The following is a 25,881-nucleotide window of genomic DNA, read 5'->3' as shown; positions in this document are numbered from 1 at the left end:
GATCAGGCCCAACCGCCACCAGCGGCGTGGTTGTTGACCTGGAGGCCCTGGAGGAGTCCGTTATACTGCGGCGCGTAACACACCAGCGAGCCGTACTGGAAGAGCGAGTACCGGAAGCTGGCGTCGATCACCGGCCACGAGATGGACAGGTAGTCCTGGACCATCGTCTTCTCCCACACGTTGCTGACGTTCGACCAGGCGAACGGCAGGGCGTAGGACATGAGCATGGCCGTGCCCTGGGTCAGCCAGGGGTGGACCAGGATCTTGAGGATGTCGCGGGTGATCGGGTTCTGGAACTCGCTCACCGCCGCACCGTCGCGGATCCCCGAGGAATCCCCCTGCTCCACGTACAGCCGGTAGTTCGAGTTGCTGTTGGAGTTGAGGATGTCGTTGCTCAGCCGCATGACGTCCGAGCCCTCGGCGACGATCTCCGACGGCGACGCCTTGTAGCTGCTCCACAGAGCCGCCAGCGCCGTGTTCAGGACGTTGCGGTTCAGCGTGTCGTTGACCGTCTGGTTGAGGTAGCCGGCCTGCCAGCCCGCACCGGCCGGGTAGATCGAGCCGTTGGAGGCGTGGCCCGACAGCGTCGAGAGGATTCCCTCCTGGCGGGTGGCCGCCGAGGTGGTGGTGTCGGTGGCCGGCGGCTGGCTGCCGGAGGTCGGCAGCGCGCCCATGAGCGTGTACATCGAGCCGCCGACGCCGGTCGCCGCCCGGTAGTAGGTCCCCGGGGAGGCGCCGGTGGTGACGTAGATGTTCGCCTGCATACCGCCCGCCAGACCCGGAAGGGCGATGTCCAGCACCGGGTTGGACGGCGGCGAGGCCCAGGAGACCGTGAGGGCGCTGGAGGCCACCGTCTCGCCGTAGTAGTTGGTGTAGGTGACCTTGACGTAGATGTTGCTGGTGGCGCCGGAGATCGCGGTCTCGCCGGTCCCAGCGGCGCGGGCCACCGCGGTCGGCGCGTTGGGGGCGTTCAGCGGGATCGAGGTGGCGGCGATGTCCGCGTACTCCTCGGAGAGCATCATCTCCTGGAGCAGGACCAGGTTCGCGAGGGCCGAGATGTCCTCGAAGCCCTGGCCGGCGAACTGCGACAGCCACGACAGCGACTCGGTCAGGCCCCAGAAGCGGTAGGGGACGTTGATGTCCACGCCGACCTGGGAACCCGAACCCGGCAGGTTGATCGGCCAGTTGGACAGCTGGCTCGGGTTGCTGCTGCCGACGAACTCCGAGATGGTGGTGTCGATCACCGGGGCCGCGCTCTGGCCGGAGCCGGAGACGGCGGTGACGACCTTCGCCCGGCGCGAGGTGCCCTGGCCGGCCACGCGCGGCAGCTTGTTGCGCAGCGGCGAGTAGACCGGGTAGATCAGCCGGGAGGGGCTGACCAGGTCGAAGGGCACGAAGCCGCTGTTCAGCGGGCTGGTCAGGGTGATGTTCTTGCCCAGCTCGGACAGGGCCTGCTGGATGCCGGAGAGTGCCTGCTCCAGGCCGCGCACCTGCGGGTTGGACATCATGAAGGCGCCGAACTGGGCCGCGAAGGCCGGGTTCATCGACTTCTTGACGCCCTCGGGGTTGGCGTAGCCGGACTGCACGGCCTTGCGCAGGGCGACCTCGGCGTCCATCGCCATGCGGAAGACGCGGTCGTCGCCGTCGTCGAGCGGCGCGACGCCCTTGGGCTTGGCGTAGCCGAAGCCCTTGACCAGGCCCGGCATGCGGTCGGCGAGCATCGCGCCGCCGTTGGCGTAGTGCTCCGCCTGCTCGGCGGCCTCTTCGAGAATTGCTGCCACATACTCCTCGGGGTGTGTGACGTGCGGTGTCAGTCGGTGGTCTTGGTGATCCGCAGCTTGTTCAGCTGCTCCTGAGCCGACATCCGGTGGACCGGGTAGGCCGTGCTCTTGATCACCCGCAGGAGGTAGTCGGCCATGTCCGGGTCGCTGTACTCCTCGGCGAGGAGTTCCGCCCGGGTCTTGGCCTTCGGCTTCTCCTCCGTCGTCTCCCGCTTGACCACACCCCGTACGGGGGCCTGGGCCGGGTCGGGCCGAGACTGGAGGTCGTCGATCTCGGCGCGCAGCCGCGCCATCTGGTCGTCGTACTGCGCGCGCAGGTCCGCCGTGTGCTCGTCCAGCAGCGCCTTGAAGACGCCGTAGTCGGATGCGGCGGAAGTCTGGGTGGTGCCGGCCGGGAGAGTGCCGCCCTCGTCGTGGCCGCGGGCCTTGGCCTTCTCGGCCTTTTTGGCCTTCTCGGCCTTCTTCGCCTCGGGCTGGTCGGCCTTCTCGCCCGGGGCCTTGGCGGTCAGCTCCTCGGCGCCCTGCACGGGCTCCGGCCGGACCTCAGCGTGGTTGTCGCTCACACCGTCCTTCGTGGCCGCCATCGGGCACATGTCCGGGAACGTGCGGGCGATGTGGTCGTGCATCGCCTGCATCGCGGCCCGGGCGGAGTCCTTGGCGGAGTTGGTGTAGTAGGTGCGGGCCGAGCCGGTGGCCGGCTTGACCGGGTTGTTGTCGCCGGTGGAGGCCGGCGAGGGGTCGGCCTGCCCGGCGGTCAGCGGGCCGCGGTCGAACTCGCCGGCGTCCGGGGTGTGCGGCTTGGTCGGCGTCTTCGGCTTGGCGCCGGTCGACGACAGCGGGGCATGCCCGCTGGACAGGTACGGCCGCTTGAAGCGTCCCGGGGTGACGTCGGCCGGCGTCACGTGGACGTCCGGGTAGGCGTCAGCGAAGGACTTGTGCAGCCCCGCGCGCGCGTCCGCGACCGCCTCGGCCTCGGCCTTGGTCAGCAACTCGACCGCGTCGACCAGGCCGCGCAGCAGGACCGCGTCGTCGCCCTCGCTCGCCTCGGCCTGGGTGCGCAGCCAGGCGTCGGTCAGGGCGTCGGTGCCGCGCTTCAGGGACGGGTACTCGGCGAGGACGTCGGCCTCCGCGTAGGCGGCGCACAGCCAGTCGTGCATCCGCTTGAGCGTGTACGGCGCATCGGCCTTCTTGGCCGGGTTGAAGCCCGGGTTCTCCTTGCCGCAGCTGGGGCAGAACTTCTCACCCTTGCCCAGCGGGGTGTTGCCGCAGCCCAGGCAGGTGAACTTGTGGTTCTTGCCGACCGGCTTGGCGTCGGTGGTCTTCTTGCCGCACTCGGGGCAGAAGGAGTGCTTGGCGTCGATGTTGGCGCCGCATCCCTTGCACATGACCTTGGCCTTCTTCTCGGCCTTGGCCTTGCCGCCCTTCTTGGCCTTGGGCTGCTCGTCGCCCTTGCCGTGGAAGTTCTCGGCGTCCTCGCCCATGTCGTGGCCGCAGTTGGAGCAGGACTTGGCGTCGTGGTCGTTGTAGGTGTTGCAGTCGGGGCACTGCTTGGAGTCGGCCTTGGCCACCTCGACGTCGTCGGCCTTGTCCGCGTGCGGCAGGTCGGTGCCGCAGTTCTCGCAGTTGCGCATCTTGGAGTCGGCGTCGTAGTTGTTGCCGCAGCTGGGGCAGTCCTTCGCGCCCTTCTCGACCTCGGCCACATCCTCCTTCGGCGCGTCGATCTTCTTCCAGGACTCCGGCAGCTCCTTGGCGAACTCCGGCCCCTTGCGCTCGGCGATGCGGATGATGTTCCGCTTGAGCTTCTTGGGCGGGTAGTTGTCCTCGCCAGCCTGCCCGATCGAGGCGGCGGCGTCGGAGACATCGCCGGGCTTGACGATCGGGAAGGAGCGGTCCTTGCCGGCGAAGTCCTCGGCCGGGATCTTGTCGCGGTCTACTCCGCCGCCGACGTGCGGGTCCATGTCCCGCTTGGCCAGCCAGGTCAGGAAGCCCTCCGAGCCGGCGTCGAAGCCGGCGGCCTTGCCGATGGCCGCCCATCCCTCGCGCTCGGCCTCGTCGGCCGGCTGCGAGGTGAGCCAGGCGCGGCGCTCGGTGGTGAACGCCTCCATGGCTTCGGGGGTAAAGCGCTCGTCGTGGCCGTCGAGCGCCTGCTTGGTCACGGTCGTCGCCTCGGTCTTGGTGACGTCGGCCTCCGCGGCCGGCTCGCCGGCAGGGCGGCCCGGGGCTTCCTCGAGTGCGGTCGCCAGGTCGCCGAAGACGCGGTAGGTGTTGACGGCCTTGCCGGAGTCGGACTTGAGCAGCTGGACGCCGCAGTTCTTGTTCGCCGGGCGGTCGACGAGCGACAGCTCGGCAAGGTAGCCGCCGACGATCCGGCCGCCCTTGGCGGCGGAGTCGCGCACGATGCGGGGGCGGGCGATGCCGACGGAGTACGCCTGGAGGACGCCCTTCTGGACGAGCGTCTTGGCGGTCGGCTCGACCACCAGGGCCTTGACGAAGTGGCCGTCCGGCGTGGTCTCCACCTCGATGCCGCGGCCGGCGGGGTACAGCGCAGCCGAGTGCATGACCCGGACGTTGCCGCCGGTCGACAACCAGTCCTGGAGCGCCTTGCCGGACCAGTCCTGGTCCACGATCTGGTCGTCGCTGTCGATCGTGCCGTCGGTGGCCTTGCCCCAGACGACCAGGTCGCCGTCCTCGTTCTGGTCGACCTTCAGGATCGGGAAGCTGACGTAGACCTTGTCCTCAGCTGCGGGCACATACCTCCGGGGTGAGCGGGCAGGGAAGCGGCCCGCTCAGGCGGGCACGAAGGGTCAGAAGGTGACGCCGAGGGCCGCGGCGATCTGCGGCCAGTCGTCGAAGACGCGCACATGCGGGCGCGGGTGCGGCGGTGTGTAGGGCAGCCGCGGCGTCCACACCTCGATACCGGGCCGGGCGATGGAGAGCTGATAGGCGGGCTGGTCGTCGAGCAGCAGCGCCGGCCGCGAGGGCCCGAAGTGCGAGGCCATCCAGGCGGGCTTGTTGCCGCGGCCGACGAGGTTGAGCGCATCGCGCTTGACGTGCCAGCGGTCCAGCCAGGCGGTGGTGACGTCGACGAGTGCCGGGTCGCGGGCGGTGGTGATGATGACGGTCCAGCCGGCGTCGTGGGCGGCGCCCACGGTGCGGATGGCGTCCAGGTTCGGCGCCATGTTGGCGTACAGGTCGCCGCGGCCGTACTCGGCGCGCAGCCACACCCCTTGAACGTCGGGGATGACGTCCTGGATCTGGTAGGGCATCGTCTCGGCCCGGTAGTGCGCGCCGTAGCGGGCGTTGAGCGCGGTGGCGATCGCCTCGGCGGCGAAGGCCAGGATGCCGTCGATGTCGCACACGAGTGCCGGCCGCCGCAGGACGTCGTCGAAGGCGCTGGGCGCTCCGGTGGCATTGCGCAGCGTGGCCGGGATGTTCTGCGCGGCCTGCTCGATCGGGAGACCGGACGCCTGGGCGGCGGCGATCAGCTCGTCCAGGGTGATGTGCCGCTCGTCCCCATGGCCGTTCGTTGGCTGGTGACATCCACAGTCCAAGCAGACAGCGACCACCTCCCCCATTGACGCTGCGCGGCCGCACATGTATTGTTTTCTATGTTAGATAGAGAACAAGACGCCACAAGGAGACCGGATGTACTCCGTGCCCCGCCAGATGATCGCCAACGCCCTCGACCAGGCCGAACTCGACGAAGACGCGCTCTACGAGGGCTACAGCGGGCGCGGCATGTTCGGCGAGAAGTGCTTCGGGATCGTCGGCAACATGACGACCTTCGCGCGCTTCATCGTCGGCATCGCCGCCCAGGACTACGAGGGCGCCGAGATGGCGCAGCTGCTCGCCGACGCCGTCTCGTCCGACAACATGGGCTACGACTCGATCTACTACTTCCCCAGCTACACGATCGAGGACTGACCGAGGCCCCCACGGCCCCCGCTGACTCCACCAGCGGGGGCCTCGCCATGTCTTGACTCCCCGATGCCCCATCTGTAATGTTATCTATGCAATAAAGAGAACAGCCCATTGACAGCCCCGCCGGGTCTCTCCCCCCCATCCCGGCGGGGGCACCCCACACCCGAAAGGGGATCCGATGACCACAGCCCCCGCCGTCCTGGACCGCGAGCACGTCGAGCGGGTCCTCAACGAGGCGGCCGACGACGTACTGGACTGGGCCGACGCCGACGACGAAGGCGCCCGGGACATCGTGAACCTCGTGATCAACCTGTTCGGCGCCCGCCTGGACAACCCCGAGGCCACGATCGAGCAGACCATCGAGGAGAACTACGACGAGGACCCCGACGAGGTCCTCAGCTGGTGCCAGGCATAGCCCGCACCGCCCCCTGACAGCCCCTGCCGACCACCCCCCGGCGGGGGCTTCGCCATGTGCGCCTACGCCCACACCTCGGGCCCACCGCCGCGCCACTCGATCAGCCCCGCGTCGTCCAGGTCGACGTCGTCGGGGTTCATCCCGGCCCGGCGCAGGAACTCGACCACATCGGCCGGCCGCAGCGCACGGCCGACGTCCTGGCCGCGCACCGTGACCCGCCGGCCGCCCTGCGAAGGCGGGTGAACCACGACCGGCGAGTGCTCCATACCCCCAGCGTGCGCCAGGGGTGGGTCGGCCGCATGCCGGCCTATTCGCCGGAATCCAGGGAGGCGGCCATGGCCTCGGCCGCGCCGGGGAAGTCGACGCCCGCCCCCGGAGCGCCCATCTCGGCGTCGCCGGCGTCGTCGACCACCTCCACGTGGCAGCGGCAGCGCGGGCCGCCCATGCAGGTCTCGCCGAAGCCGCCGGCGCCGGGGATGCCGGGCAGGGTGTCGGTGGTGTACGCCTTGCCGTCCCGGTCCAGGCACAGCGAGCAGGGGTCACCGGACATGTCCGTATGCCAGATGACGTACCTCTGGCTGTCGTCGTCCCCGGCTGCGGCAGCGGCCACGGAGGTCGCCAGGTAGCCGGTCTCGAAGGCGGCGACCGCCTGGGCCCCGTACAGCTCGAACCGGGAGTCCAGGGAGTCCGGAGAGTCCGGGGAGTTCTCGTCGTCCTCGATCGGCAGGTTGTTGCCGTCGGCCGGCATGCCGTCGTCGCCGGTCGGCAGGGAGTTCTCGTCGAAGCCGCCCATGTCGGGCTCCTGGGCGGTGATGTCCTCAAGAACGCCGAACAGGTAGCGCTGGTTACCGGCCGCCAGGGTGTTGGCCGACCCCCACAGGTAGCGGCCGAAGGGCGTGTCCTTGTCCAGCGGTACGTCCAGCCCGTCATCGTCTGCGGCCTGCTCCGCTCCGGCCTTCATCCCTTCGTGGATGCCGGTGCGCAGCACTTCGGTGCCCCGGTCCATGAACTCCGAGCCGGTGATCGCCCGGTTGCGCACCTTGTTGGCGAGTGCGCCGAGCCCGGTGGTGATCCGGTGCTCGATCGGGGCGAGCTTGGCGTCCCGCTTCTTCTGCCGCTCGTGCGCGGCCACCTTGCGGCGGGCCTTGGCGACGGCGCCCTCCGGGTCGGCCCCGGCTGTCAGGTCTGCGGTCAGCAGGGACCAGACGGCCGGGGCGAGGTCTCGGGGGGTCCAGTCCTCCAGCGAGCGGCCCTTGCGCAGCCGGCGACGGACCAGTTCCAGCTCCGCCAGCTGCGCCTTGCTCGATGCGGACTGCTTCCCCGACGGCTTCGGCTCGGGCCTGCCGGTCTCGGCCTGCGCCTGGTCGTCGCCGGCCTCCGCGGCCTCGTGCGCCGGCGTGCCCGACGAGCCGCCGGACGGCTTCTTCGGCTCGGGCTTGGCCGGATTCGGGCCGCTCCCCTCCTCCGGGGGCTTGCCGCCGGCCGGATTGGCGCCGGGCAGCGGCAGTCCCTTCGGGCGGCCGGTGGTGGTGTCGATCGAGCCGAGCGGCACGATGGTGCCCTGGGTGGGCGAGACGATGACCGGCTCGGAGGTGATCGGCAAGCCCCAGGGCGCGCGCTGGAGTTCGGCGCGGCCCTCGTCGATGCTCATCAGGCCCTCGTTGATCTGGGCGATGATGTGCTGGACTTGGCCCTCGGCGTCCTCGCCGGTCTCCAGCCCCTCCCACACCCACTGCATGTCCCCCTGGCCGCACACCTGCTGGAGGACGTAGTCGAAGATCGTCTCCTTGAGCCGGATCAGGCACGGCTTGAGGGCCTTGCGCTCGTTGATGTCCTCCGACGCCTTGGCCATCTGGTTGGCCGCGCCCGGCGACTGGGTGGTGGACACCTTCGGCGCGATACCGAGCTCCATCGGCATGACGTCGAGCGCCATGAGCACCTGGACGGCCACGATCTCGTCGTACTGGTCGGCCAGGTCGATGGGCCGCATGGGTGAGACCTCGGCGCCGCCGGGCAGCACCACGATCTTGTGCTTCCAGGACGGGTCGCCGGCGAGCGCGTTGAGGCTGTCCTGGAGCTCGCGGATCTGCGAGGGCGTCATGTTCGGATCGCCCGGCGAGATGAACAGGCCGGGGATGGACCCCTCGTCGAAGTAGTCCATCTGCCACTTCTGGCGCTGGAGGCCGGCCATGGCCGGGATCAGGCAGCGCTCGACGGGCGGGAAGCCGTAGGGCGTCCAGATGCGGGTGTTCTGCGGCGCGTACAGCAGCTGGTTGGCGGTGTACTCCTTGACCAGGTCGCCCTTGATGTCGGACAGGTCCTCGCCCTGGACCACGGTAGTCAGATCCACGCGCGGCACACCCCACAGGTACTGCTGGTAGGCCGGCTCGGGCGGCTGGGGCACCCCGCCGGACAGGGTGAGCAGCGGGCGGATCGTCGAGCCGTCGATCTGCACCAGGGCGCCGAGGTCGGATCCGAGCAGCCCCTTGCCCTTGCCGCGTACGGGCTGGAGGTGCAGGGCGATGGCGTCGGTGACGAACAGCTCCTCCAGCAGGGCGTTCAGCCAGGCGCGGAAGGAGCCGAAGTTCGGGTCGGGGTTGGAGAAGAAGGCGACCGCTTCGGCCCGTCGCTTGGAGAAGTCCTCCATGGCGTGCGCGTCGGCGCGCATGGCCTTGGCGGCATCCGGGGTGGGCATGATGTCCCACTCCATGCCCAGGACCTCTTCCTTGCGGACCTGGATGCCGGCCCGCAGGATCGAGTACGAGTCGGCGATCAGCCGCAGGTTGGCGAAGCTGGTCAGCTTCAGGCCCTCGCTGCCGGGGACGCCGATCGGCATGTTCCAGCCGACCGGGTACTGCCACCGGCGGGGCGACGGAAGGCCGCCGTCATCCTCGGGTTCATCGATGCCCACCGGGCTGATGGGCTCCAGCGGGCCGAACCCGCCGGTGAGAAACGTGGCTGGGTCGCGCGGCAGCTGGCCGTAGGTGCGCTGGAAGGCCCACTGGTTCTGCTGCTGCATCAGCGCCGACACGCCGGCCTGCGGGACCATGCCGCCGGTGGACAGCGGCGTGCCGCCGAACCCGCCGGCGCCGTACGACTTCAGGGCGCGCATCACCGCGCGGGAGTTGCGTCCTGCCACACACCTCCGGGCGTGAGCGTGCGCCCGCAGGCGCGTCAGTCGGTTAGGGCTGTTCCCGCAGCTATCCAGCGGAGTTGGAGCTAAGGCCGTGATCGTGAAGAATCTGGCCACCACACAGCGATGCGGAGGAAGGGGAGGGCGTGGACGCCAAGGAGATCACGGACATAGCGACGGGTGGAGGCACGCTCCTGCTCGCTGCCGCCACGTTCGGCCTGGGCTGGTACACGAAGAAGGCCGTCGTGGAGGCCGCCGAGGCGCGCAGAGTATGGAAGGACATCGCCCTGGACAGCGCGAGAGCCCGACTCGATGCGAGCGCGCCGGCGGTGTCCGTCTACATCGACAACTTCTCCTGGCCGCCCAAGGCCCCCAATATCAGCGGTCACTTCGGTAACGACTGGCCTGCCGCACACCACTGGACGTCACCCCGCGAGGACGACCAGCGCATAGCCCTGACCCTCCAGGTCTGGCTCAAGAACAACAGCAGCAACCTGATCCGCGTCACCTGGCAGGGACCGTTTCTGCTTCCCAAGGCCATCCCCATCTCCGAGGAGGGCTACACCCAGAACGTCCTTCCAAAAGCCGACTTCCCGCTCACCTTCGAGGCCGCGTTCACGCTCAAGCAGTGGGCCGAGAACTGGGAGGCTGCGCAGAAGGACGAGCCGCTGCCGTGGGGCGTCGAGGGCTGGGTCACGGTGGACGACATCAGTGAGAACGGCGTGGACGACGTCTGGGCAATCGACCTCACCGGCGCCCCCTTGGAACGTCTCCCGGACGATGCCGGGAAGTGGCAGATCGCCGCGAAGATGGACGGCACGCCCAAGGAGGGCGCTGTCACCTGGACGACGCCCGTGCGGCACCGTACCTACTGGCTGTCGCGCAGCCGCCGGGAGAAGCTGGGCTGAGAGGTCGTCCGGTGCCGATCAGTCGACGCGCTCGGGCCAGTGCCAGGTGCCGCCGGCGTGTTCCGCCTCGGCCCACCCGCAGCCGCAGTAGCGGAACGGGCTGCCGTGCGCGGCGTCGCAGCCGGGGTCTCCGGGCTGCTCGGCGCCGTCGTGGTAGCGGACCTCGGTGTTGAAGAACGCTCCGGTCGGGTTGAGCACGGCGAGCCCGACGACCCAGTGGTCCTGGGTGCCGTTGGGGCAGCCGTCGAGCGGTTCCATCGAGCCGGGAAGGTGCTTGGGCACGGCGGTGATGATGGCCGCGCGGCACTCCTTGCCGTACTCGCCGCCCGGGGTGCCGTGGCTGACGTAGTGGACGATGCGGCCCACAGCAGGCTTGGGCATGGGGACTCTCCTACCGGGGCAGCGTGAAGTAGCCGTACCAGACCGACCGGCTCCAGGGCCGGTAGAGGTTCACCCCGCGGCCGGGGCGCTCGGCCTCCAGCCAGGTGCGGGAGTTGACGTAGATCGCCACGTGGAACACGTACGAGCCGGAGTGCACGAACACCAGGTCGCCTTCGACCGGCGTGCGGGTGTGCCGGCTGGCGGTCCACTGGCCCTCGGCGGTGCGGGGGATCCAGCGGCCCAGGCGGCGGAAGGTGTACCAGGTCAGACCAGAGCAGTCGAAGCCTCGCGGGGAGGATCCGCCCCACACGTAGGGCACGCCGCGGTACGCCTCAGCGGTGCGGACGATGCGGGCGCCTTGGGTGGAGGTGACCTGCGCCTGGGCGGCGGGGGCCGCGATCAGGGACGACAGGCCAACGGTGGCGGTGAGCAGGGCAGTGGCGAGCTTTTTCCTCACGAGTCCTCACAGGATCAGCGCGTCGGCAAAGCGCTTGTCAGGGCTCATGACCCACGAGAGCATCCCGGGGTCGGCGCCTTGGCCGGTCGCGTCGGTGAAGTGGTCCGACCCTCCGTCGAGTGCGGGGGTCTGGATCCACATGCAGCCGCCCCAGTCGCGGGCGGCGAAGTGGTGGTAGTGATGCGTGACCAGCAGGTCGCAGTCGCCTGCCGGTCGGTGGCCGGCCGCTTGGCCGGAGTACCAGCGGTACGCCTTGGCCTCAGCCGAGCCGGAGCCGCGTGCGAAGACGTGGCCGTGCGTGGTGCCGAGAATCCAGCCGTGGACGTCGAGCGTCTTGGCCAGCTCCCCATCGGCAATGGAGAAGCGGACGTGGGACAGGCGCCTGTCGCGCTCGGCCGCTCTGGCGGCGTGCTCGAAGACGGCGCAGTCGTCGTTGTCGGAGCGGGTGGTGCGGTTGCCGGCGATGCGGTTCTCGCCGTGGTTGCCGCCGACCACCAGGACGGTGACGTCCTTGAAGAGCGGGGCGAGGCGGTCGAGGCCGTCCAGGGCGAAGGTGACGGCGTTGCGCACCTGGGCGCGCCGATCGCCGTCGATCTCGTACGCCTGGTTGGGGTAGATCGTGCAGCCCTCGACGATGTCGCCGCCGCCGAGGACGACCAGACGCCCCAAGTCCCGGCCGATGCGCCGCAGTTCGCGGGCACGCTCGGCGGCCTGGTCGAAGGCGGCGTCCAGGCGCTCGGCCAGTCCTGCCGTGCCGCCGCCGGCGGACTTGGCCACCTGCCAGTCGTTCCAGGACAGGCACAGCGTGGTCTCGCCGGTGAAGGCGGTCCGCGGCCGGCGCTCGCCGCCCCGCAGCTGGGCCAGGAGGGCGGCCGTGTCGACGGCCTCGGGTGTGCTGGCCCGGTCGGTGATGGCGAAGCGGCAGTAGACCATCGGCTGGGCCGGCTCGCCCCAGTAGCGGACCTGGGTGAGCTCCACCTTGCGGTGCTCGGGCAGCCTCAGGCCGGTGACCCGCTGGATCTCATCGCGCCAGCGGGCCTCGTCCTCGGGGACGGTGTCCAGGCGCAGGGTCACCTCGGCCGGCTCACCACCGACGAAGCGGGCGCCGGGGTCGAAGCCGTGCGGGTGCCGCTCCCGCCGGGCATCGGGATGCTCCGGCGGGCCTATCCGGTCAGCGAGCCCCACATGAGCACTCCCCGCGCCGGTGACGGTTGACGGTGATGGCGGAGACGGCGAACCCCTCGGCGCGCAGCGCGTCGGAGATCTGTCGGCCCGAGTAGCGCCGGTCGGCCAGGAAGTCGGTCAGGGCCTGCCGGTCGGCCTTGCTCATGGCCTCGCCCGCGGTGCGGATCGAGCAGACGGGGCGCCTGGGCCCCGGCTCGAGTGCGTTCAAGCGGTCGGCCAGGGACATGGGTCCCTCCTCAGCTCACCTCACCGAACACGGGGTAGGGCGCCTTGTCCACGCGGGTGACCGTGACCGAGTGGGTCAGGGACGGGTCGGAGAAGTCGATGGTGACCTGGGCGCTGCCCTTGTTGGACACCGCCACGGCCTCGTGGATCTCGGGCGCCTTGCCGGTGGCCCAGACGACGACGCGCAGGATGGCGCCCTTGTCGGTGGGGCCGCCCAGGAGGGTGTTGTCGGTGAAGAAGGAGACGGTGCGCGCAGAGCCGCGCGCGAAGGTGACGCCGGACAGGCCGGTCGGAGTGACGACGAAGCTGGGCACATCCTCCTCGGAGGGGGTCGGGGCGGGCGGAGGGGGCGGCGGTGCCGGCGTGGCTGATCCGGCCCACACCTTCAGGTCCTCGCGGGTGGCGAAGCGCGGATTGGCCACGTCCTCGTCCTGCGGGCTGGAGGTGAACTGGTGGAAGACCCACGGGGCCTGGACCCGGGGCTGGCCGGCGGTGACGTAGTCGGCGATCCACAGGCCGTCGCCCGCGTTGGAGTCGGTGTCGACGTTGACCCAGTTGTTGCGGTCGGCGTAGACCACGATGCGGTGCCCGGGCGCCTTCTGGCGGACGCGGGCGATCCAGGCGTCCTTGTAGGCGCGCGCCTCGGCATCAGTGACCGACTGGCCGTACCACTCCCAGTCCAAACACAAGATGTCGCCGGCGACCAGGTTGATCTTCGACAGGAAGAAGTCGGCCTCGGCGGCGGCGCTGTTGGCGATCTCGGGGTAGTGGTAGAAGCCCACCACCAAGCCGTGGTCCCGGGCGTCCTGGCGCTGGCTGACCCACTCGGGGTTCTCGTAGGACAGCCCCTGGGTCACCTTGACGAAGAGGAAGTCCAGGCCCGACAGGTCCGGAGTGGGGGGCTGGTAGGAGCTGACGTCGATGCCGCGAAGCACATACCTCCGGGGGTGGGATTACCACTTCTCGCCGCAGAACGCGGATGATCGGACGAACGCCGGACGGACCGGCGTATCTACCGAAAGGTGAACTCATGACACAGGAAGCGAGCTTCGGCCGTACCTGGGAGTACCGGTTCTACGACGGGGGCGGTCTGATCACCGCCGACCGCTACCCGGAGGGGGTCAACGGCCGCCTGGACAGCGACGAGCTGGCCTGGCGTGCGGCGGACCTGTTCAAGACCGAGCACGGCATCACCGTGACCCGGATCGAGCGGAAGTCGGAGGCCGGGGACTGGCAGGCCCTCCCCGTGCTGCGCAAAGCCTGACGGCTCGTAGCAGGAGGGCCGTTCCTGCCCCGGCCCGCCACCCGCTCAGTCGACGAACTCGCCGCGCGCCGGCATGTCCTCGGCCGGCCTCGGCGGCGGGCTCATGCGCAGCAGGTCGACGCCCACCTCGTAGGAGCGGCTGTAAGGCCCCTTGTAGGTCGTACTGTTGGGCACGGCGGAGGTGATCTTCCGGTTGCGGTGGCAGGCGCAGCGCCGGCACAGGCACAGGCCGGTGAACTCGTCCACGCAGCAGGAGCCGCCGCAGCGGCAGAAGTGCTCGTCGTCGAAGTGCCCGACCGTGCGGGTGTGGCGTTGGCTCATGGCAGGTCCTTGGTGGCCTGGCGGATGTGCTCGGCGGCCCGCTCGGCGATGCACGGGCAGGCCAGGCCGGTGATGTCCCAGCGACCCTCGGCGGTGGCGGTGAGGGTGACTTCGGTGTTCGGGTGCGCGCGGCAGACGAGCTTCACGGCGCCGCCTCCATCACCTCGGTGCTGCGGGAGCCCTGGCACTCCACGGCGGCGGTCTCGCCCCAGCGGTAGTGCGTGGGCACCAGCTCGGGCACGCGCCGGCCCCAGATGGTGATGACGTTGCCGCAGCAGTGGCAGTAGTACCGCCGCTTGTCCCGGCTGCTCAGCACCTCGCCGTAGCCCTCGCTGTAGTCCTCCGCCAGCCCCGGCAGGCGCTCGGGCCGGCGCATGGGGAACAGGTACGGACCGGCGTCCCCGCAGTCGCGGCAGTACCACCAGTCCTCGTCCAGGATCTCGACGCCCTCGTGCGGGCAGTGCGACATCGACCCTCCATCCGTCCTGGGGGCGATCACCAACCGACCACCGGCGGCTGGGTAGGGGCATCGCTGCGAGCTCCGCAGAACCAGACCGGGACGATTGTCAGAGGGGTGGCCTATGGTGTAGCCAATCGATCAACGGGCCGGTATCAACGGCCACTTGCAGAGAGCCGAGGGGGGCCATGGCTGAGGGGATCTTCGAGCGTGCAGTGCGCAGCTTCTGGGAGGTGCGCGAGCAGCAGAAGGCAAAGCAGATCGCTGAAGGAAAGGCAGATGCGGGAACACGCGGGTCGGTTACCGGTGGCGCCCACCTTGATGCGTTGACCGAGCTGATCGTTGATCACTTCGTTGAGGTCCTGAACTACCCCAGAAGCGCCATCCGGCTGGGCAGGAGCGCCGAGCTGCCAGGATATTACCGGCCCACGAAGCAGTGGGACCTTGTCGTGACGGATGGCAACCAGCTTGTCGCTGCGATTGAGCTCAAGTCTCAGGTGGGGTCGTTCGGGAACAACTTCAACAACAGGACAGAGGAGGCAATCGGCAGCGCCGTCGACCTCCGGCGGGCCATCGATCGAGGTCTCCTGGGGCCGGCGCGTCCCTGGCTGGGCTACCTCTTCCTGCTGGAGGACATCGACGGATCTACACAACCGGCGAAGAAGGACTTCAAGCCCCGCTTTCCTGCTGATAGCGCCTTCGCGGGGCGGCCCTCCTATGCAGAGCGCTACCGACTTCTCTGTAAGCGGCTCTTGGAGGACGGTCTCTACGATGCTGCCTGCTTCGTCCTGGCGCCCAAGAGCCCGCACCAGCCGATTCGTCAGCTTGACGACGAGCTGACGTACTCCCGGTTCATCGAGTCACTGACGCAACACGTGAAGAATGAGCCGGGTCTATAGCCCTGACACTCACACGGGGAAGGCCCCGATGAATCAGGGCCTTCCCACCGGAGATCAGTCGGGAAGCTCCTTTATCCCGTAAACCCGAAGAGCCACTGAGGTTGCAGCTTCGACATCGCGCTTGTCGAACGCTTCCGCCAACGCCGCTGCGTCCGGACCAGCGATCGCCTGCGGGTAAGGCACCCGGATCCGCCGCAGATACTGAGCCTGGAAGCGGAGAGTGCCGCCCCGCATCCTCACCGCATAAGCTTCGACAAATGCCTGGGCGACGCGGGAGAGCAGAAGTCCGCCCAGTACCTTCATGTCCCAGGCGTCAGAAACGATGTAGTAGAGGTTGTGGTGCGGGTAGTAGCCGCCTTCATCCAGGACCGGATGGATCGTCAGCTTCATGTCCGGAAGGAGAAGCTTCGGCTTGTCCGTCAGAGCATGATCGACCTTGTCGATGGTCTTGTACCAGCGGTCCGGCTGCTTCTTGGCGATGTATCGGCCGGCCAGTGCGTCGCGATGCCGCAGGAAGTACGCCTTGAGCTTCGGATACCTATCAAGGTCGACCAGCGTGCCGTCCGGCTCCCACGGGTTCACAAGGTAGGTGCCGTCCCAGGTGAGCTTCCCGGTGCGCGCGTCCCTCACCATGGACATCGGCAGGGCCCTGCTCTCTTCGACCTGTTCAGGGTCTTGCGTCAGGAACACCGCATCGGCACCGGTGGCCACGCCAATGCCAACGCGTGTCGCCGTGTTCTCCAGGACCGGGAATCTGTCGTTGAGGTATTCGAGTACAGCCAAACGTTCAGGGCTTCCCATTGGCCAGGAGTCGTCGCCCGGAAACCAATGAGGCAGACGAGCGGCTTTAAAGCTTGAGGTGGTCTTGGCGGTGCTGTCGTCGCTCACCGCCCAGTGGACGAGGTCTCGCGCTTGGGAGGCGTCGAAAAGCTTTGTGGTCTCAACTGCGATTGCCGAGCCTTGCCGCTGGTTCCGCAGCACTGTGATCGCAGGGTAGGCCGACACCTCTTCCTCGAAGGCGTCGACGTCGTGCATGATTGCCACAAACTCCATGCTGTATCGGTCGGCAATCAGCTTGCGCAATTCTCGGCCGTACTGGTTACGCATCCATCTATCCGCACAGATGAAGCCGAGCGCTCCCCCGTCTGTGAGCGAATTCAGCGCCCTTTCGTAGAATCCAACGTAAATGTCGGCACGCCCCACCATGGTCGGGTGGTCCCGCCTGTAAATTCTCATACGGGCGTCTGGTACATCTTCGATGCGAATGTACGGTGGATTACCCACGACGATGTCCGTCGGGGAACGCTCGTCGACAAGGTAGTCACCTTGCTGGATCCACCCCTCGCAAAGACGCTCGACCGCGTCTCTGTCCCAGCCTTGCTTGACGAGCAGGTCGGTGACCGCTTCCCGACTCGCTCGGACGTTGCGCTCCAGGAGATCAAGAGCACGGATGCCCCGTGTGGGAAGGGCCGAGCTGCGGCTGAGGCAAGCTTCACCGAGGCGCTGAGCGATACCCAACAGGAAGGCGCCGGAGCCGCAGGCGGGGTCGGTGATCACCACGTTGCCGAGATCCCGGTCCGACGTGTAGCCGACCAGGTCAAGGATCATGTCGACGATCCAGGGGCGGGTGTAGACCTCGCCGTTCTCGACCGAGGCTTCGGGGATCGCCGCGAGTGACGGCGGAGCCGCCTGGTTCGGAACAAATAGGGTGTCACTGCCGTGCATCACGCGTTGAGCCTAGCGGGCGACGGGGGCAGGTCATAGCCCGACTCGACGCTGCCGAAGGCACAGCGTGGTGTCGCAATACTCCTGCGTCGCATTCTTACATTCCGCGACTTCGAGTCCGGAAAGTCCTGTGCGTGGCCCAGTCCAGGAACTCCCGCTCGCGCTCGCTGCGCTTGTGGTTGATCCGTTTCTGGCCGGAGGGGTACTGCCCGGCGCGGCCGGCCTTGGCCCACTCCTGGCGCAGCGCCTTGTCCAGGGCGCGCCGGCGGGCGGCGCGCTCCTGGCTGCGGTGGTAGGTGATCTCGGCGCTCGGCCGGTAGCGGTGGTGCCGGCGCTGCTCGCGGTTGGGGCCGGCCGTCGGGTTGGGGCGTGCGGTGCGGCGGGCCTCGTCACGCGAGAGCGCACGCCGCTGGCTGCGGTTGGGGCGGTTCATGGGGTGGCCTTTCGGGTGGGGCTCACTCGTAGCCCTGGTACTGGAAGCGGAGCGCCCCGTCGGCGGTCATCGAGGGCTGGCCGTGCTCATCGAGGGCCAGCCGGTACTGGAGGACGCGGTAGGCGGGGGCGGGCGGGCCGTCGGTCTGCGGGGCGAGCGCGCCGGACATCGGGTATTCGGCCACGCGGTAGGTGAAGCCGTAGCCCGGGGGCAGGACGCGCCGTTCGCCGTCCAGCGGCCCGCCGCACAGCTCCACCGGCAGCTGCGCGCGGTGCAGCTCCTCGTAGCTGCTCACAGGTCGGTGACCGTGCCGTCGGAGCGGTAGACGGTGACCTCGCCGACGCCCGGCATTGCGCGCAGGTCGGCGATCTCCTGCCGCATGGACAGCGCGGCGCTGGTAGTCCGGCCGGCCTCGTCGAGGATCCCGTAGATCACCGTGGGAGCGTCGGGCGAGTCGTGCTTGATGGCCTCGGCCCAGTTGCTGGCCCAGATGGTCAGCACCCTGAGCTCATGGGTGGTGAGCGTGAGGGTCACCGTGTCGTCGGCATCGGCCGGCACTCCGGTCGACTGGCATCCGGGGCAGCAGCGCAGCGGCTCGCCGTCGGGGTCGACCTCGGTCACGTTCCGGCAGTGCAGGCACAGCAGGCGCGCGGTCATCGGCCCCCCTCGAACAACGAGTCGGCGAAGGCCCAGATGTGGTTGTCCCAGTCGTCGGTCTGGAAGTCGCGGACCACGCTGCCGTCCGGCCCGATGATCGAGTCGGACGACAGGGTGCCGACGTCCTCGCCGTTCAGCAGGAAGCGCGCGGCCTCCTCCAGCGAGTCGCACTTCTCTTTTTCGTAGAGGCTGTGGTACCGCCAGAACTTGGCTGTCCAGGTCAGCGGCTTATTGTCCGGGGCGATGGTGGCCACGAGACCACCTCCCCAGGATCAGGCGCTAGGCAATGAGGAGATGCACAAACGGGGCTTCAAGGGCGGAAGCCGAGAGCGCCGGGCGAAGCCACACTTGGTCGAGCACCTTCGGGTTCGTTTCCCGGTGCTCCCGCATGATGCCGTTGGCCACGGAGGCCACCGTGGTCGGTCCGGCAAGCCACACGGTGTGGCTGCCCGGACGCGGTTGCTGATCAAGAAGGAGGGCGGTCCGGTAGCCCGCGTCCTTGGCACGCCGGAGCTGCCCGTCGAGCTTCTTGAGCAACGGATCGCGCAGGCCCAGCTCGATCTGGCTTCCGATGGAGGGGTTCATCGTCATGCTCGTGAATGCGACGAGAGAGACATCGGGAGTCTCGGTCGGGAGCGCGGCGGCGGTCGCGAAGCCGTCCCCGCTTGTCACGAACTCCCCTGTCTCGATGGCCCTTTTCGCCATCTCTATGAGCTCGTTGTAGTAGTCCTCGCCCCACTTCGTGCCGCGCTCGCCCGTCTGCGGCAGGTAGCTGACCGAGATCAGGCGGCCGTGCTCGCGGGCGAGGGCACCGAGCTTGTCCTCCAGAGCTGCCTCCGCCGCATTCAGGGCGGGAATCAGCTTGGGCGGGCGCGACAGAAGGCAGTGGTCGACGGCCCACTCCGCACCGTCGATGGCAAACAGCGCGTCCACGGTGAGGGGGTGCCGAGGATCGCCATCGGGGCGGGTGATAATCGTCGCATCGTGGCCCCGCGCCCGGAGTTCGGCGCACAGGGCTTGGAGGGCGGCGTCCTCGTGATCCGACTTCGCGTGCATGGACTGATGATCCTCCGGCGGAGGTCATCCGTCACGCGGGTTACGGGACATGCGGGCGATCACGTGAGGTTCCTTACTGTGAGTGCTAGTTACCGGCCGGTATGGATGCCACCTGCGACGACGCGGCACCCGGCGGTTACTCGTCGTCGCCGTCGTCACTGTCCGCCGGCGCGCTCCCGTCGTCGGCGAGGGTGCGCACCACCCACCGGCCGCCCTTGAGTGGCGGCAGGACGTATCCGAAGTGGGTGTAGACAGCGCCGTGCTTGAGGCGGGGCCTCAACCCGGCGTCCTGGCAAGCGTCGAGAGCGGCGGCGAGATCAGCGAGGAGGCGCTTGGTCACCTCGGTCTGATTGAGAGCCTGGGGGCGCCTCATCGGGGGACCGCACCGGTGGGGGCATGCCCACCAGTTCACGTAGCCGTGGCTGCACATGGCTTACTCGGGGTCCTCGCGGACGATCCGGTCGTACACGATGCCGTAGCCGATCAGATCGACCACGCTGTCCCGGTGCTCCGGGGTGTGGCACAGCCGCGAGATTTTCACGGCGACCATGCAGAGCGCGGCCTGCTCCGCGGTCACCTCGGCGCCGAGGATCGCCGACCACATCCACGCGACGCGGGTGTAGTCCTCACGGGGATGGCCGTACGTCCTCTGCCGGTCGCCGTCACGGGTCAGAAGGGCGGCTTCCTGCTCGACGGTGAGCGGCTTGGGCTTCTGGCCGCAGCAGGCGCAGTCGGGGCAGTGCTCGTGGTCCGCCATGGTCCTCTTTCGTGGGTCGTTGGTTTCGGCGAATCACGCCTCGGGGAACAGGTCGGGCCACAGCCGGCGGCCGTCCTCGCGGGCCTTGTCGGCCGCGTCCCTCAGTGCCCGGTAGGAGGCGAGGGCCAGGCCGAGTTCCTGGTCGCGCCGGTCCCCCTTGTGGCGGCGGGCGTATCCGATGCCGAGCGACTTGCCGGCCAGGTCGCCGGTGCCGCGCAGCTCGACGATGGTCTCCGTGCCGTCGGTGATCTCGACGACGCGGAACTCCATGTGTCCGCTGCGCAGTTCGCTCGCTACGGCGCGGTCGTACTGCTCGCCCCACTGGCTGGGCTTGCCGTGCTTCTTGCTCATGGCTCTCCGGGGGTCGTGAAGGTGGGACAATCCGTGCGTGATTGAGCTGAAGGTGTGCGATCAAGGCCACGTCATCTGCCACCCGGAGCAGCTGCACGAGGAAGCCATCCGCCTGAACAGCGAGCTGGCCTTCTATCAGCAGTGCGAGTGCGAGACCGTCTACCTGGTGGTGATCTGGGCAGGCGACCGGGCGCGGGTGATGGCGCAGGGTGGTGAGGAGCTGGCCGGGCGCCTGGAGGCGACGGGCTGGCCGGAGGGCGTCTACGAGGACGCGAACGGCACGCTGTTCTTCCGGGTCGTGCCGGACTTCGGCCTGATCGAGGCCGGCTTCATGTGAGTCAGGCTTGGCTGGCGATGCGCACCAGAGCGCCGGGGATGGTGACGGTCAGCTCCGTCTCGCCGCTGACCCGCACGTGCCAGTGGGCACTGTCGATCGGCACGACGATGTCCTCACCGTTGCGGTGCAGGACGAGGAGGGTGTTCACCGCGGTGCCGTCCGTGTGGAGGGTGTAGGGCTTCAGCGGTTCTTCAGCCACTCCGGTTCACCCTTCCGGTTCTCGGTGAGCTGGTAGCGGCCGGAGCACACCTGGCACTCCAGGGCGGCCGGCTTCCGGTGGGAGACGGTGAGCGTGACCGACTTGCTCTCGCAGTCGGGGCAGAGCATCAGGTGGTCGAGCGAGCCCTCGGGCGGGCACTGGAGGAAGGTCATGGCGTTGTCCCTCAGTGCACGTGGCGCGGGGTGACCGAGGGGACCATGTCGTAGGTGCCGGCTTCGGCACGCTCCTTCAGGATCTCCTCCAGCTGCTCGATGCGGTCGTTGGCGAAGTCAGTCTCGCCGTAGACCTCGCGGTACCAGGCGATCAGGTCCTCCAGCTGGGAGGAGGTCATCTCGTGAGGGCTCATGCACATGGTGGAGTTCCGTTCCTTGCGTGAGTGCGGGGAGGGCGCCGGGCGGAGGGGTCCCCGCCCGGGTGGATCACTTGGTCTTGCCGCCGAGTTCGGCCTTGACGGCGGCGATGGCGGACTCCAGGGCGGCCTTGCCGCGGGCCTCTGCTGCGGCGACGTCGGCCTTGGCGCGCTCCTCGACGGCGGCCAGCTCGGCCGCGAAGTCGGCGCGCAGCTTGGCGAGGCGCGGTTCGACGGAGGCGAGGACAGTCGCTTCGACCTTCCTGGCGCGGGCGAAGAGGTTGGAAAAGAAGGTGCGGACGGCGTTCATCGGGGTCCTCCGGTGAGGATGAGGTTGGCGAGATCGGCGGGGACGACAAATCCCGGCCAACGTCCGTCAGCGAAAAGGCGGACGCCGGCCTCCTGGTAGCACCTGTCGACCAGCTGTGAACAGATCATGTGACCCGTGTCTGCCACGTAGTCCTTGAGCAGGGCGCTGCCGGGCAGGTGCAGGTGGTGAGCGGCGATGGCGAAGTAGTCCGCCGCGGAGTACGGGGTGCCGAGGTAGTAGGTCGCCCAGTGGACGATCGCGGCCCGCTGCTCGTCCGTGAGCGGGATGTGCCCGCTGGAGTAGAGCATGTGCGGGCCGTCGACCGGATACAGGACGTGCCTGGCCCCGCCGGGGAAGGCGGCGATGGCGCCCACCATGCCCGGGTGCTCGGGGGTTTCCGCCTCGGTGACGATGAAGGCGTGCTCGTACTGGCGGAAACCCTTGCCGTCGAGCCACTGGCCGATGCGGATCAGGGTGCCGGCGGCGCCGTTGATGTTCACCAGGCCGAAGTCGCCGGGCTGGGGTGCGGCCATGTCAGCCTCCGTCGTCGTGGCAGTCGCACAGGCAGGTGGAGCCGCTGTTCTGACAGCCGGCAGGGGCGTGCTTGCCGTCGGCGCAGTTGAGGCTGGCCCAGCCCTGGGGCACGCTCTCCATGGCGCGTTCGATGGCCTCCACCCGCAGGCAGCGGCGCAGCGCGGCGCGCTCGGCGGCATCGGCCGGGTACCGGCGGACCGCGGTGGCCATCAGTAGTCGAGCACCTGGACGTTCTCGGCCTGGTTCTTGCCGGTGCGTCCGGGGGCGATGTCGAACTGGACCCGCTGGCCCTCTTCGAGGGTGCGGTAGCCGTCCATCTGGACGGCCGAGTAGTGGACGAAGATGTCGGCTCCGCCATCGATCTCGATGAAGCCGAAGCCCTTCTCCGCGTTGAACCACTTCACAGTGCCCTGTGCCATGGAGCTGTCTCTCTTCTGTGCGAGTTGATCAGATGCGTCGGCGCAGGCGGAGCCAGAGCCGAGTCAGGGGGCCGACCGGTTCCCATGCGGCCCAGTAATCCCAGGCCCGGTAGGTCAGGTACCGGTGGCACTCGTCGCACCACAGGACGCTGTCGGTCGGGAAGCTCGGGCCGCCGTAGTCGTTGATGCGGCCGTGGGTGCAGGTCGGCTTCTTCGGCGCCTGCCAGACGGAGTGGACGGTCATCCCGCCTCCGGGAGGGGGGCGTAGGTGCCCTCGTCGGTGAGGCACCGTCCGATCAGCGGGACGTCCCTGGGGTCCTGCCAGCGGTGCACCAACAGGCCGGTCTGGTAGGCGAGTTCGCGGTGCGTCTCGACCCAGCCGTGGCAGCCCGTTACTCCGGAGCCACAGAGCAGGAGCAGGTTGGCCGGCGAGTTGGTCGCCGGGTCACTCGAGCCGCCCATCCCGCGCGGCCGGCGGTGGTGGATGGAGTGGTCACCGCCGGTGATCGGCAGAAAGCACCGCTCGCACCGGCCCTCGGCCCGCTGCCAGACCAGCTCGCGGACCTTGGCGGTGGGGCCGCTCACACGCCGGTCCGCTCGTCGATCCAGCCGCCGCAGCCGTGGCAGGGGACGCCGTGGCAGGTCTCGTGAATGAGCGCCCAGTGGTCGAAGTGCTCGGCGTCCAGGCGCTCGGCGAGCCGGATCAGGCGGATCGACGAGGAGCACGGCAGCCACGCCCGGCCGCGGTGGTGCCAGGTCCTGACGTGCGTGAGCAGCGCACCGGTGAAGTAGATCGCCTTGGCGAGTGCCGTCCTCATACGCCCACCCGCCAGCGCAGCGGGTGGGGGTCCTCGTCCACGCCGAGCAGCCACCGGCCCTGGGTGAGGGGGCGGTACCAGTCGGCAGGGGAGGTCACGTTGCCGTGGCGGTCGATGTGGAAGTCCAGGGTGCCGCCGTCGGGGCCGATCACCCGCCAGGTGGTGGCCTCTTCGGCATCGGGGACCGGGATGGGGGTGCGGAAGTTCACGTGCTCTCCTCTGGCATGTCCTCGGGCCAGTCGATGAAGGAGTCGAGCCACTTGCCGTCGGGCCAGAAGGCGACTTCGAGGACCTTCTCGCCGGCGTTGTCGAACCTCATCGACTTCACGCGCGGGCAGGCGCGTACGTGCAGGCCGCCGCACCAGGGGCAGCGCTGCTCGCGGTAGGCCGCCCACCACTCGCGGATCTCCTCGGCGGTGAGTTCGCCGGCCTCCTCGGGCGGGGCGTCCTCGGGTTCGGTCATCGCGCTCCGTTCACTGGCGGGGCGCCCCGCAGTGGGGGCAGTTGCGCGGGTGCAGGCTGGCGACGAAGCTGCGCCCGCACATGCCGCAGGCGGTCTGGCCGTAGGCATCCGCCCACGAGCCGCCGGTCAGGCCCTTGAGGTCGGTCAGGCCCCACACGAGGGCGTCCAGACGGTCGGGTGACTCGCCGGAGCCGGGCACCCAGGTGATCAGCTGCTCCTCCAGCTCGGGGAAGGAGCCGACGTGGTGCACGCGGTGCTGCTCGTAGAGGCTGGAGGCCGGCTGGGCGCGCACGTGCTTGCCGCGCGAGGCCGACACCTTGCGGATGGGGATGTTGGGGTCCACCGTCCGCAGCAGGGCGGGAATGTAGTCGCCGCCGTTGTTCGTCTCGACCACCACGCAGTCGGCGTGGTGCTCGTGGTACGCCTCCGCCAGGCGCCGCATGCACTCCTCGGGCTTGGCCCGGCGGGAGTAGTCGGCGAGCACGTAGCCCTCACGGCCGGCCTCGCCGACGACGATGATGCCGGTCTCGTCGCTGCCCTCTTCCGCGGTGGTCGCGGGGTCGATGGCGACCACGACGCGGGAGAGGTCGGGGACTTGCTCGTGGGTGATGCGGCCGGCGTCGATCAGGGCGATGGTCCACAGGGCGCCCTCGACGTCGGTCAGCAGCTCGCCTTCGAGCTCCTGGCGCTCCAGGCGGGTGCCCTTGGCGCGGGAGACCACCGAGTCGAAGAACGCCTGGGAGAGGTTGGCGGCGTTGTCGACGGTGCGCAGCCGGGAGACCGGCACCTTCGGGTCGTCGATGAGCCGCTTGATCAGGACGCGGGCCTTGCGGGTGGCCTTCGGGGTGCCGGTGGCGATGATCTGCGCGCGGCCGATACGCACGGCGAAGCCGATCGACTCGTCCCAGGCGGTCTCCCACCGGTCCCACAGGCCGATCTCGTCGGCCCACAGACCTTTGAGGTTCTTGCCCTGGACGCGCAGCGCCCCGTCCTCGGCGGAGGCCGCCCGGATCAGGTGGCCGTTGCGGAGCCTGAGTTCACCGAAGTCCTCGCGCCAGGAGCGCACCAGGGCTGACGTGCCCTCCTTGACCTCGGTCTTGTTGGTGCCGAGGGCGGCGAGGATGCCGGAGGGGCCCTCCACGCAGGTGCCGCGGGCGTCGGCGATGGTCGGGGCGACGATGCCCCACTCCCCCGGCTCCGGGTCGGAGAGCACCCACTCGGCGAGCACGTGGGCGGCGGAGTGGGTCTTGCCTGAGCCGCGGCCTCCCGACAGGTACCAGGTGCGCCATGTGCCAGCCGGCGGCAGCTGGTCAGGCCGTGCCGTCTTCCTCCACTCGAACACCTTCAGGGTGGCCAGGAGGCGTGCCTTCTCCGGCTCGGGCCATTCCTGCCAGTTCGGAGGCAAGGCGGGCGATTTCGGCATCTACCCCTCCCGGGATCACCTCCGTCTGGATGCGGACGGGAGCCTTGATGCCGAGGAGGTCCGCGCGGTGCTTGGAGATGGCGAGGATGCGGTCGATCGCCCGCAGGGTGGTGTCGTCGTCGACCAGCGGTTCGCCGGTCACCGGGTGGGTCATGACCCGGCCCTGGTTGACCACCAGGTGACGGGTGGCCAGGACGCGCTCGGCGGCCCGCTGGATGCGGTCGAGCCGTTGGAGTTCCATCTCGCGGACCTCTTCGGCGGCCTCGCCGGCGAAGTCGCGCAGGCCCCGCCTGACCATCTCGAAGGCGCTGGAGACGGCGACGCCCAGCTCCTGGGCGATGGCGGGGTAACTCAGACCGGAGCGGCGCAGTTCAACGGCGCGGTGGTCGCGCTCGATCTGCTCGATGGTCCGGGAACTCTTGCGAGGGCTCTTTGCCACACACCTTCTGTTCTGCCCCTCTTGGCCGTTGGGGGCGGGTCGTCATTCGTCGGGCTCGGCGAGCAGGTGGGCGATGGTGATCCAGGAGTCGGCGAGCTCGATCAGCCGTTTCATCAGGGCCAGGTCTGTGATCATCTCGGCGTTCAGCAGCAGCCTGGCGGCGTGGCCGATGGCCCAGCTGGGCGTGATCTCGATTGCGTCGTCATCTGCCACAATCTCCCGCCTGGTTGGAGGTCCATGCGC

Annotated in this window: 43 protein-coding genes; 6 read left to right on the top strand and 37 right to left on the bottom strand. The window is 69.0% G+C overall.

The window, feature by feature from the left end; translation table 11 throughout:
• Nucleotides 1-2 precede the first annotated feature (2 nt).
• Genes ACIP94_RS22395 through ACIP94_RS22385 form a run of 3 tightly spaced genes read right to left on the bottom strand, consistent with a single transcriptional unit; the run spans nucleotide 3 to nucleotide 5,332 of the window.
• Nucleotides 3-1,781, bottom strand: a complete 1,779-nt coding sequence (locus ACIP94_RS22395) for a hypothetical protein (protein ID WP_402428235.1) — start codon at nucleotides 1,779-1,781, stop codon at nucleotides 3-5.
• A 29-nt stretch (nucleotides 1,782-1,810) separates the two neighbouring features.
• Entirely contained in the window at nucleotides 1,811-4,531 is a 2,721-nt protein-coding gene (locus ACIP94_RS22390; RefSeq protein WP_402428232.1) for a zinc ribbon domain-containing protein, read from the bottom strand.
• A gap of 54 nt (nucleotides 4,532-4,585) precedes the next feature.
• A complete protein-coding gene (locus ACIP94_RS22385; RefSeq protein WP_402428229.1) occupies nucleotides 4,586-5,332 on the bottom strand; it encodes a hypothetical protein in 747 nt (248 codons plus the stop codon).
• Between the two features lie 94 nt (nucleotides 5,333-5,426).
• Between ACIP94_RS22385 and ACIP94_RS22380 the strand changes: the two genes are divergently transcribed.
• Entirely contained in the window at nucleotides 5,427-5,705 is a 279-nt protein-coding gene (locus ACIP94_RS22380; RefSeq protein WP_402428226.1) for a hypothetical protein, read from the top strand.
• Nucleotides 5,706-5,880: 175 nt separating this feature from the next.
• Nucleotides 5,881-6,117 carry a hypothetical protein gene (locus ACIP94_RS22375; protein ID WP_402428223.1) on the top strand — a complete coding sequence of 79 codons (237 nt, stop codon included), beginning with the start codon at nucleotides 5,881-5,883 and terminating at the stop codon, nucleotides 6,115-6,117.
• A gap of 62 nt (nucleotides 6,118-6,179) precedes the next feature.
• Here the strand turns inward: ACIP94_RS22375 and ACIP94_RS22370 are convergent, their stop codons facing one another.
• Both ACIP94_RS22370 and ACIP94_RS22365 read right to left on the bottom strand, forming a co-directional pair.
• Nucleotides 6,180-6,383, bottom strand: coding sequence for a hypothetical protein (locus tag ACIP94_RS22370; protein WP_402428220.1), 204 nt, complete (start codon nucleotides 6,381-6,383; stop codon nucleotides 6,180-6,182).
• Between the two features lie 41 nt (nucleotides 6,384-6,424).
• Nucleotides 6,425-9,256, bottom strand: a complete 2,832-nt coding sequence (locus ACIP94_RS22365) for a phage portal protein (protein WP_402428218.1) — start codon at nucleotides 9,254-9,256, stop codon at nucleotides 6,425-6,427.
• 140 nt (nucleotides 9,257-9,396) lie between these two features.
• Between ACIP94_RS22365 and ACIP94_RS22360 the strand changes: the two genes are divergently transcribed.
• A complete protein-coding gene (locus ACIP94_RS22360; protein WP_402428215.1) occupies nucleotides 9,397-10,158 on the top strand; it encodes a hypothetical protein in 762 nt (253 codons plus the stop codon).
• Between the two features lie 18 nt (nucleotides 10,159-10,176).
• Here the strand turns inward: ACIP94_RS22360 and ACIP94_RS22355 are convergent, their stop codons facing one another.
• Genes ACIP94_RS22355 through ACIP94_RS22335 form a run of 5 tightly spaced genes read right to left on the bottom strand, consistent with a single transcriptional unit; the run spans nucleotide 10,177 to nucleotide 13,341 of the window.
• Nucleotides 10,177-10,539 carry a hypothetical protein gene (locus ACIP94_RS22355; protein WP_402428212.1) on the bottom strand — a complete coding sequence of 121 codons (363 nt, stop codon included), beginning with the start codon at nucleotides 10,537-10,539 and terminating at the stop codon, nucleotides 10,177-10,179.
• A gap of 10 nt (nucleotides 10,540-10,549) precedes the next feature.
• The gene (locus tag ACIP94_RS22350) at nucleotides 10,550-10,996 is read right to left on the bottom strand and encodes a C40 family peptidase (RefSeq protein ID WP_402428209.1); all 447 of its coding nucleotides are present in this window, start codon (nucleotides 10,994-10,996) and stop codon (nucleotides 10,550-10,552) included.
• Between the two features lie 6 nt (nucleotides 10,997-11,002).
• Nucleotides 11,003-12,181 (bottom strand): hypothetical protein, encoded by a 1,179-nt coding sequence (locus ACIP94_RS22345; RefSeq protein WP_402428206.1) that lies wholly within the window; start codon nucleotides 12,179-12,181, stop codon nucleotides 11,003-11,005.
• A complete protein-coding gene (locus ACIP94_RS22340) occupies nucleotides 12,168-12,407 on the bottom strand; it encodes a hypothetical protein (RefSeq protein WP_402428204.1) in 240 nt (79 codons plus the stop codon). Before ACIP94_RS22340 ends, ACIP94_RS22345 begins: the two co-directional genes overlap by 14 nt.
• 10 nt (nucleotides 12,408-12,417) lie before the next feature.
• Nucleotides 12,418-13,341 (bottom strand): GH25 family lysozyme, encoded by a 924-nt coding sequence (locus tag ACIP94_RS22335; RefSeq protein WP_402428201.1) that lies wholly within the window; start codon nucleotides 13,339-13,341, stop codon nucleotides 12,418-12,420.
• A gap of 95 nt (nucleotides 13,342-13,436) precedes the next feature.
• Between ACIP94_RS22335 and ACIP94_RS22330 the strand changes: the two genes are divergently transcribed.
• Nucleotides 13,437-13,670, top strand: coding sequence for a hypothetical protein (locus ACIP94_RS22330; RefSeq protein ID WP_402428198.1), 234 nt, complete (start codon nucleotides 13,437-13,439; stop codon nucleotides 13,668-13,670).
• Between the two features lie 45 nt (nucleotides 13,671-13,715).
• On the opposite strand, the gene ACIP94_RS22325 is transcribed toward ACIP94_RS22330, so the two are convergent.
• Genes ACIP94_RS22325 through ACIP94_RS22315 form a run of 3 tightly spaced genes read right to left on the bottom strand, consistent with a single transcriptional unit; the run spans nucleotide 13,716 to nucleotide 14,460 of the window.
• The gene (locus tag ACIP94_RS22325; protein WP_402428195.1) at nucleotides 13,716-13,991 is read right to left on the bottom strand and encodes a hypothetical protein; all 276 of its coding nucleotides are present in this window, start codon (nucleotides 13,989-13,991) and stop codon (nucleotides 13,716-13,718) included.
• Nucleotides 13,988-14,137 (bottom strand): hypothetical protein, encoded by a 150-nt coding sequence (locus tag ACIP94_RS22320; RefSeq protein WP_402428192.1) that lies wholly within the window; start codon nucleotides 14,135-14,137, stop codon nucleotides 13,988-13,990. Before ACIP94_RS22320 ends, ACIP94_RS22325 begins: the two co-directional genes overlap by 4 nt.
• Complete coding sequence (locus ACIP94_RS22315; RefSeq protein ID WP_402428189.1) at nucleotides 14,134-14,460, bottom strand: hypothetical protein; 327 nt, start codon at nucleotides 14,458-14,460, stop codon at nucleotides 14,134-14,136. The genes ACIP94_RS22320 and ACIP94_RS22315 overlap by 4 nt, the downstream gene beginning before the upstream one ends.
• Before the next feature lie 176 nt (nucleotides 14,461-14,636).
• Between ACIP94_RS22315 and ACIP94_RS22310 the strand changes: the two genes are divergently transcribed.
• Entirely contained in the window at nucleotides 14,637-15,347 is a 711-nt protein-coding gene (locus ACIP94_RS22310; protein WP_402428186.1) for a PaeR7I family type II restriction endonuclease, read from the top strand.
• A gap of 54 nt (nucleotides 15,348-15,401) precedes the next feature.
• Here the strand turns inward: ACIP94_RS22310 and ACIP94_RS22305 are convergent, their stop codons facing one another.
• The 9 genes from ACIP94_RS22305 to ACIP94_RS22265 form a co-directional block, all read right to left on the bottom strand.
• Nucleotides 15,402-17,072, bottom strand: coding sequence for an Eco57I restriction-modification methylase domain-containing protein (locus ACIP94_RS22305; protein WP_402428477.1), 1,671 nt, complete (start codon nucleotides 17,070-17,072; stop codon nucleotides 15,402-15,404).
• 97 nt (nucleotides 17,073-17,169) lie between these two features.
• A complete protein-coding gene (locus ACIP94_RS22300) occupies nucleotides 17,170-17,505 on the bottom strand; it encodes a hypothetical protein (protein WP_402428183.1) in 336 nt (111 codons plus the stop codon).
• 22 nt (nucleotides 17,506-17,527) lie between these two features.
• Nucleotides 17,528-17,800 (bottom strand): hypothetical protein, encoded by a 273-nt coding sequence (locus ACIP94_RS22295; protein ID WP_402428181.1) that lies wholly within the window; start codon nucleotides 17,798-17,800, stop codon nucleotides 17,528-17,530.
• The gene (locus tag ACIP94_RS22290) at nucleotides 17,797-18,162 is read right to left on the bottom strand and encodes a hypothetical protein (RefSeq protein WP_402428178.1); all 366 of its coding nucleotides are present in this window, start codon (nucleotides 18,160-18,162) and stop codon (nucleotides 17,797-17,799) included. Before ACIP94_RS22290 ends, ACIP94_RS22295 begins: the two co-directional genes overlap by 4 nt.
• Complete coding sequence (locus ACIP94_RS22285; RefSeq protein ID WP_402428176.1) at nucleotides 18,159-18,416, bottom strand: hypothetical protein; 258 nt, start codon at nucleotides 18,414-18,416, stop codon at nucleotides 18,159-18,161. The genes ACIP94_RS22290 and ACIP94_RS22285 overlap by 4 nt, the downstream gene beginning before the upstream one ends.
• A 25-nt stretch (nucleotides 18,417-18,441) precedes the next feature.
• Entirely contained in the window at nucleotides 18,442-19,218 is a 777-nt protein-coding gene (locus ACIP94_RS22280; RefSeq protein ID WP_402428173.1) for a hypothetical protein, read from the bottom strand.
• A 136-nt stretch (nucleotides 19,219-19,354) separates the two neighbouring features.
• A complete protein-coding gene (locus ACIP94_RS22275; protein WP_402428170.1) occupies nucleotides 19,355-19,591 on the bottom strand; it encodes a hypothetical protein in 237 nt (78 codons plus the stop codon).
• A gap of 60 nt (nucleotides 19,592-19,651) precedes the next feature.
• On the bottom strand, nucleotides 19,652-19,975 hold the full coding sequence (locus ACIP94_RS22270) for a DUF6378 domain-containing protein (RefSeq protein ID WP_402428167.1): 324 nt from the start codon (nucleotides 19,973-19,975) through the stop codon (nucleotides 19,652-19,654).
• Between the two features lie 33 nt (nucleotides 19,976-20,008).
• The gene (locus ACIP94_RS22265) at nucleotides 20,009-20,326 is read right to left on the bottom strand and encodes a hypothetical protein (protein WP_402428164.1); all 318 of its coding nucleotides are present in this window, start codon (nucleotides 20,324-20,326) and stop codon (nucleotides 20,009-20,011) included.
• A 37-nt stretch (nucleotides 20,327-20,363) separates the two neighbouring features.
• Between ACIP94_RS22265 and ACIP94_RS22260 the strand changes: the two genes are divergently transcribed.
• The gene (locus tag ACIP94_RS22260; RefSeq protein ID WP_402428161.1) at nucleotides 20,364-20,663 is read left to right on the top strand and encodes a hypothetical protein; all 300 of its coding nucleotides are present in this window, start codon (nucleotides 20,364-20,366) and stop codon (nucleotides 20,661-20,663) included.
• 1 nt (nucleotide 20,664) lies between these two features.
• Here the strand turns inward: ACIP94_RS22260 and ACIP94_RS22255 are convergent, their stop codons facing one another.
• The 15 genes from ACIP94_RS22255 to ACIP94_RS22185 form a co-directional block, all read right to left on the bottom strand.
• Entirely contained in the window at nucleotides 20,665-20,862 is a 198-nt protein-coding gene (locus tag ACIP94_RS22255) for a hypothetical protein (RefSeq protein ID WP_402428158.1), read from the bottom strand.
• Nucleotides 20,844-21,035 carry a hypothetical protein gene (locus tag ACIP94_RS22250; RefSeq protein ID WP_402428155.1) on the bottom strand — a complete coding sequence of 64 codons (192 nt, stop codon included), beginning with the start codon at nucleotides 21,033-21,035 and terminating at the stop codon, nucleotides 20,844-20,846. Before ACIP94_RS22250 ends, ACIP94_RS22255 begins: the two co-directional genes overlap by 19 nt.
• A gap of 11 nt (nucleotides 21,036-21,046) precedes the next feature.
• Nucleotides 21,047-21,229 carry a hypothetical protein gene (locus ACIP94_RS22245; protein ID WP_402428153.1) on the bottom strand — a complete coding sequence of 61 codons (183 nt, stop codon included), beginning with the start codon at nucleotides 21,227-21,229 and terminating at the stop codon, nucleotides 21,047-21,049.
• A 73-nt stretch (nucleotides 21,230-21,302) separates the two neighbouring features.
• A complete protein-coding gene (locus tag ACIP94_RS22240) occupies nucleotides 21,303-21,542 on the bottom strand; it encodes a hypothetical protein (protein WP_402428151.1) in 240 nt (79 codons plus the stop codon).
• Nucleotides 21,539-22,075, bottom strand: coding sequence for a hypothetical protein (locus tag ACIP94_RS22235; protein WP_402428148.1), 537 nt, complete (start codon nucleotides 22,073-22,075; stop codon nucleotides 21,539-21,541). Before ACIP94_RS22235 ends, ACIP94_RS22240 begins: the two co-directional genes overlap by 4 nt.
• Nucleotide 22,076: 1 nt before the next feature.
• On the bottom strand, nucleotides 22,077-22,286 hold the full coding sequence (locus ACIP94_RS22230) for a hypothetical protein (RefSeq protein WP_402428145.1): 210 nt from the start codon (nucleotides 22,284-22,286) through the stop codon (nucleotides 22,077-22,079).
• On the bottom strand, nucleotides 22,286-22,495 hold the full coding sequence (locus ACIP94_RS22225; protein WP_402428142.1) for a cold-shock protein: 210 nt from the start codon (nucleotides 22,493-22,495) through the stop codon (nucleotides 22,286-22,288). The genes ACIP94_RS22230 and ACIP94_RS22225 overlap by 1 nt, the downstream gene beginning before the upstream one ends.
• A 28-nt stretch (nucleotides 22,496-22,523) precedes the next feature.
• Nucleotides 22,524-22,739 (bottom strand): hypothetical protein, encoded by a 216-nt coding sequence (locus tag ACIP94_RS22220; RefSeq protein ID WP_402428140.1) that lies wholly within the window; start codon nucleotides 22,737-22,739, stop codon nucleotides 22,524-22,526.
• On the bottom strand, nucleotides 22,736-23,080 hold the full coding sequence (locus ACIP94_RS22215; RefSeq protein WP_402428137.1) for an HNH endonuclease: 345 nt from the start codon (nucleotides 23,078-23,080) through the stop codon (nucleotides 22,736-22,738). Before ACIP94_RS22215 ends, ACIP94_RS22220 begins: the two co-directional genes overlap by 4 nt.
• Nucleotides 23,077-23,313: a hypothetical protein gene (locus ACIP94_RS22210; RefSeq protein WP_402428134.1), complete on the bottom strand. Its 237-nt coding sequence runs from the start codon at nucleotides 23,311-23,313 to the stop codon at nucleotides 23,077-23,079. The genes ACIP94_RS22215 and ACIP94_RS22210 overlap by 4 nt, the downstream gene beginning before the upstream one ends.
• Entirely contained in the window at nucleotides 23,310-23,522 is a 213-nt protein-coding gene (locus tag ACIP94_RS22205) for a hypothetical protein (protein WP_402428131.1), read from the bottom strand. Before ACIP94_RS22205 ends, ACIP94_RS22210 begins: the two co-directional genes overlap by 4 nt.
• Nucleotides 23,519-23,776 (bottom strand): hypothetical protein, encoded by a 258-nt coding sequence (locus ACIP94_RS22200; RefSeq protein WP_402428128.1) that lies wholly within the window; start codon nucleotides 23,774-23,776, stop codon nucleotides 23,519-23,521. Before ACIP94_RS22200 ends, ACIP94_RS22205 begins: the two co-directional genes overlap by 4 nt.
• A 10-nt stretch (nucleotides 23,777-23,786) precedes the next feature.
• Complete coding sequence (locus tag ACIP94_RS22195; RefSeq protein WP_402428125.1) at nucleotides 23,787-25,199, bottom strand: terminase large subunit domain-containing protein; 1,413 nt, start codon at nucleotides 25,197-25,199, stop codon at nucleotides 23,787-23,789.
• Complete coding sequence (locus ACIP94_RS22190) at nucleotides 25,087-25,638, bottom strand: hypothetical protein (protein ID WP_402428122.1); 552 nt, start codon at nucleotides 25,636-25,638, stop codon at nucleotides 25,087-25,089. The genes ACIP94_RS22195 and ACIP94_RS22190 overlap by 113 nt, the downstream gene beginning before the upstream one ends.
• A 42-nt stretch (nucleotides 25,639-25,680) precedes the next feature.
• Nucleotides 25,681-25,851, bottom strand: coding sequence for a hypothetical protein (locus ACIP94_RS22185; protein WP_402428119.1), 171 nt, complete (start codon nucleotides 25,849-25,851; stop codon nucleotides 25,681-25,683).
• Nucleotides 25,852-25,881 lie beyond the last annotated feature (30 nt).

Source organism: Streptomyces sp. NPDC093261, assembly GCF_044753645.1.
Lineage (GTDB): Bacteria > Actinomycetota > Actinomycetes > Streptomycetales > Streptomycetaceae > Streptomyces.
Note: the sequence above shows the minus strand (reverse complement) of the source record. Positions and strands in the feature narration are given on the sequence as shown.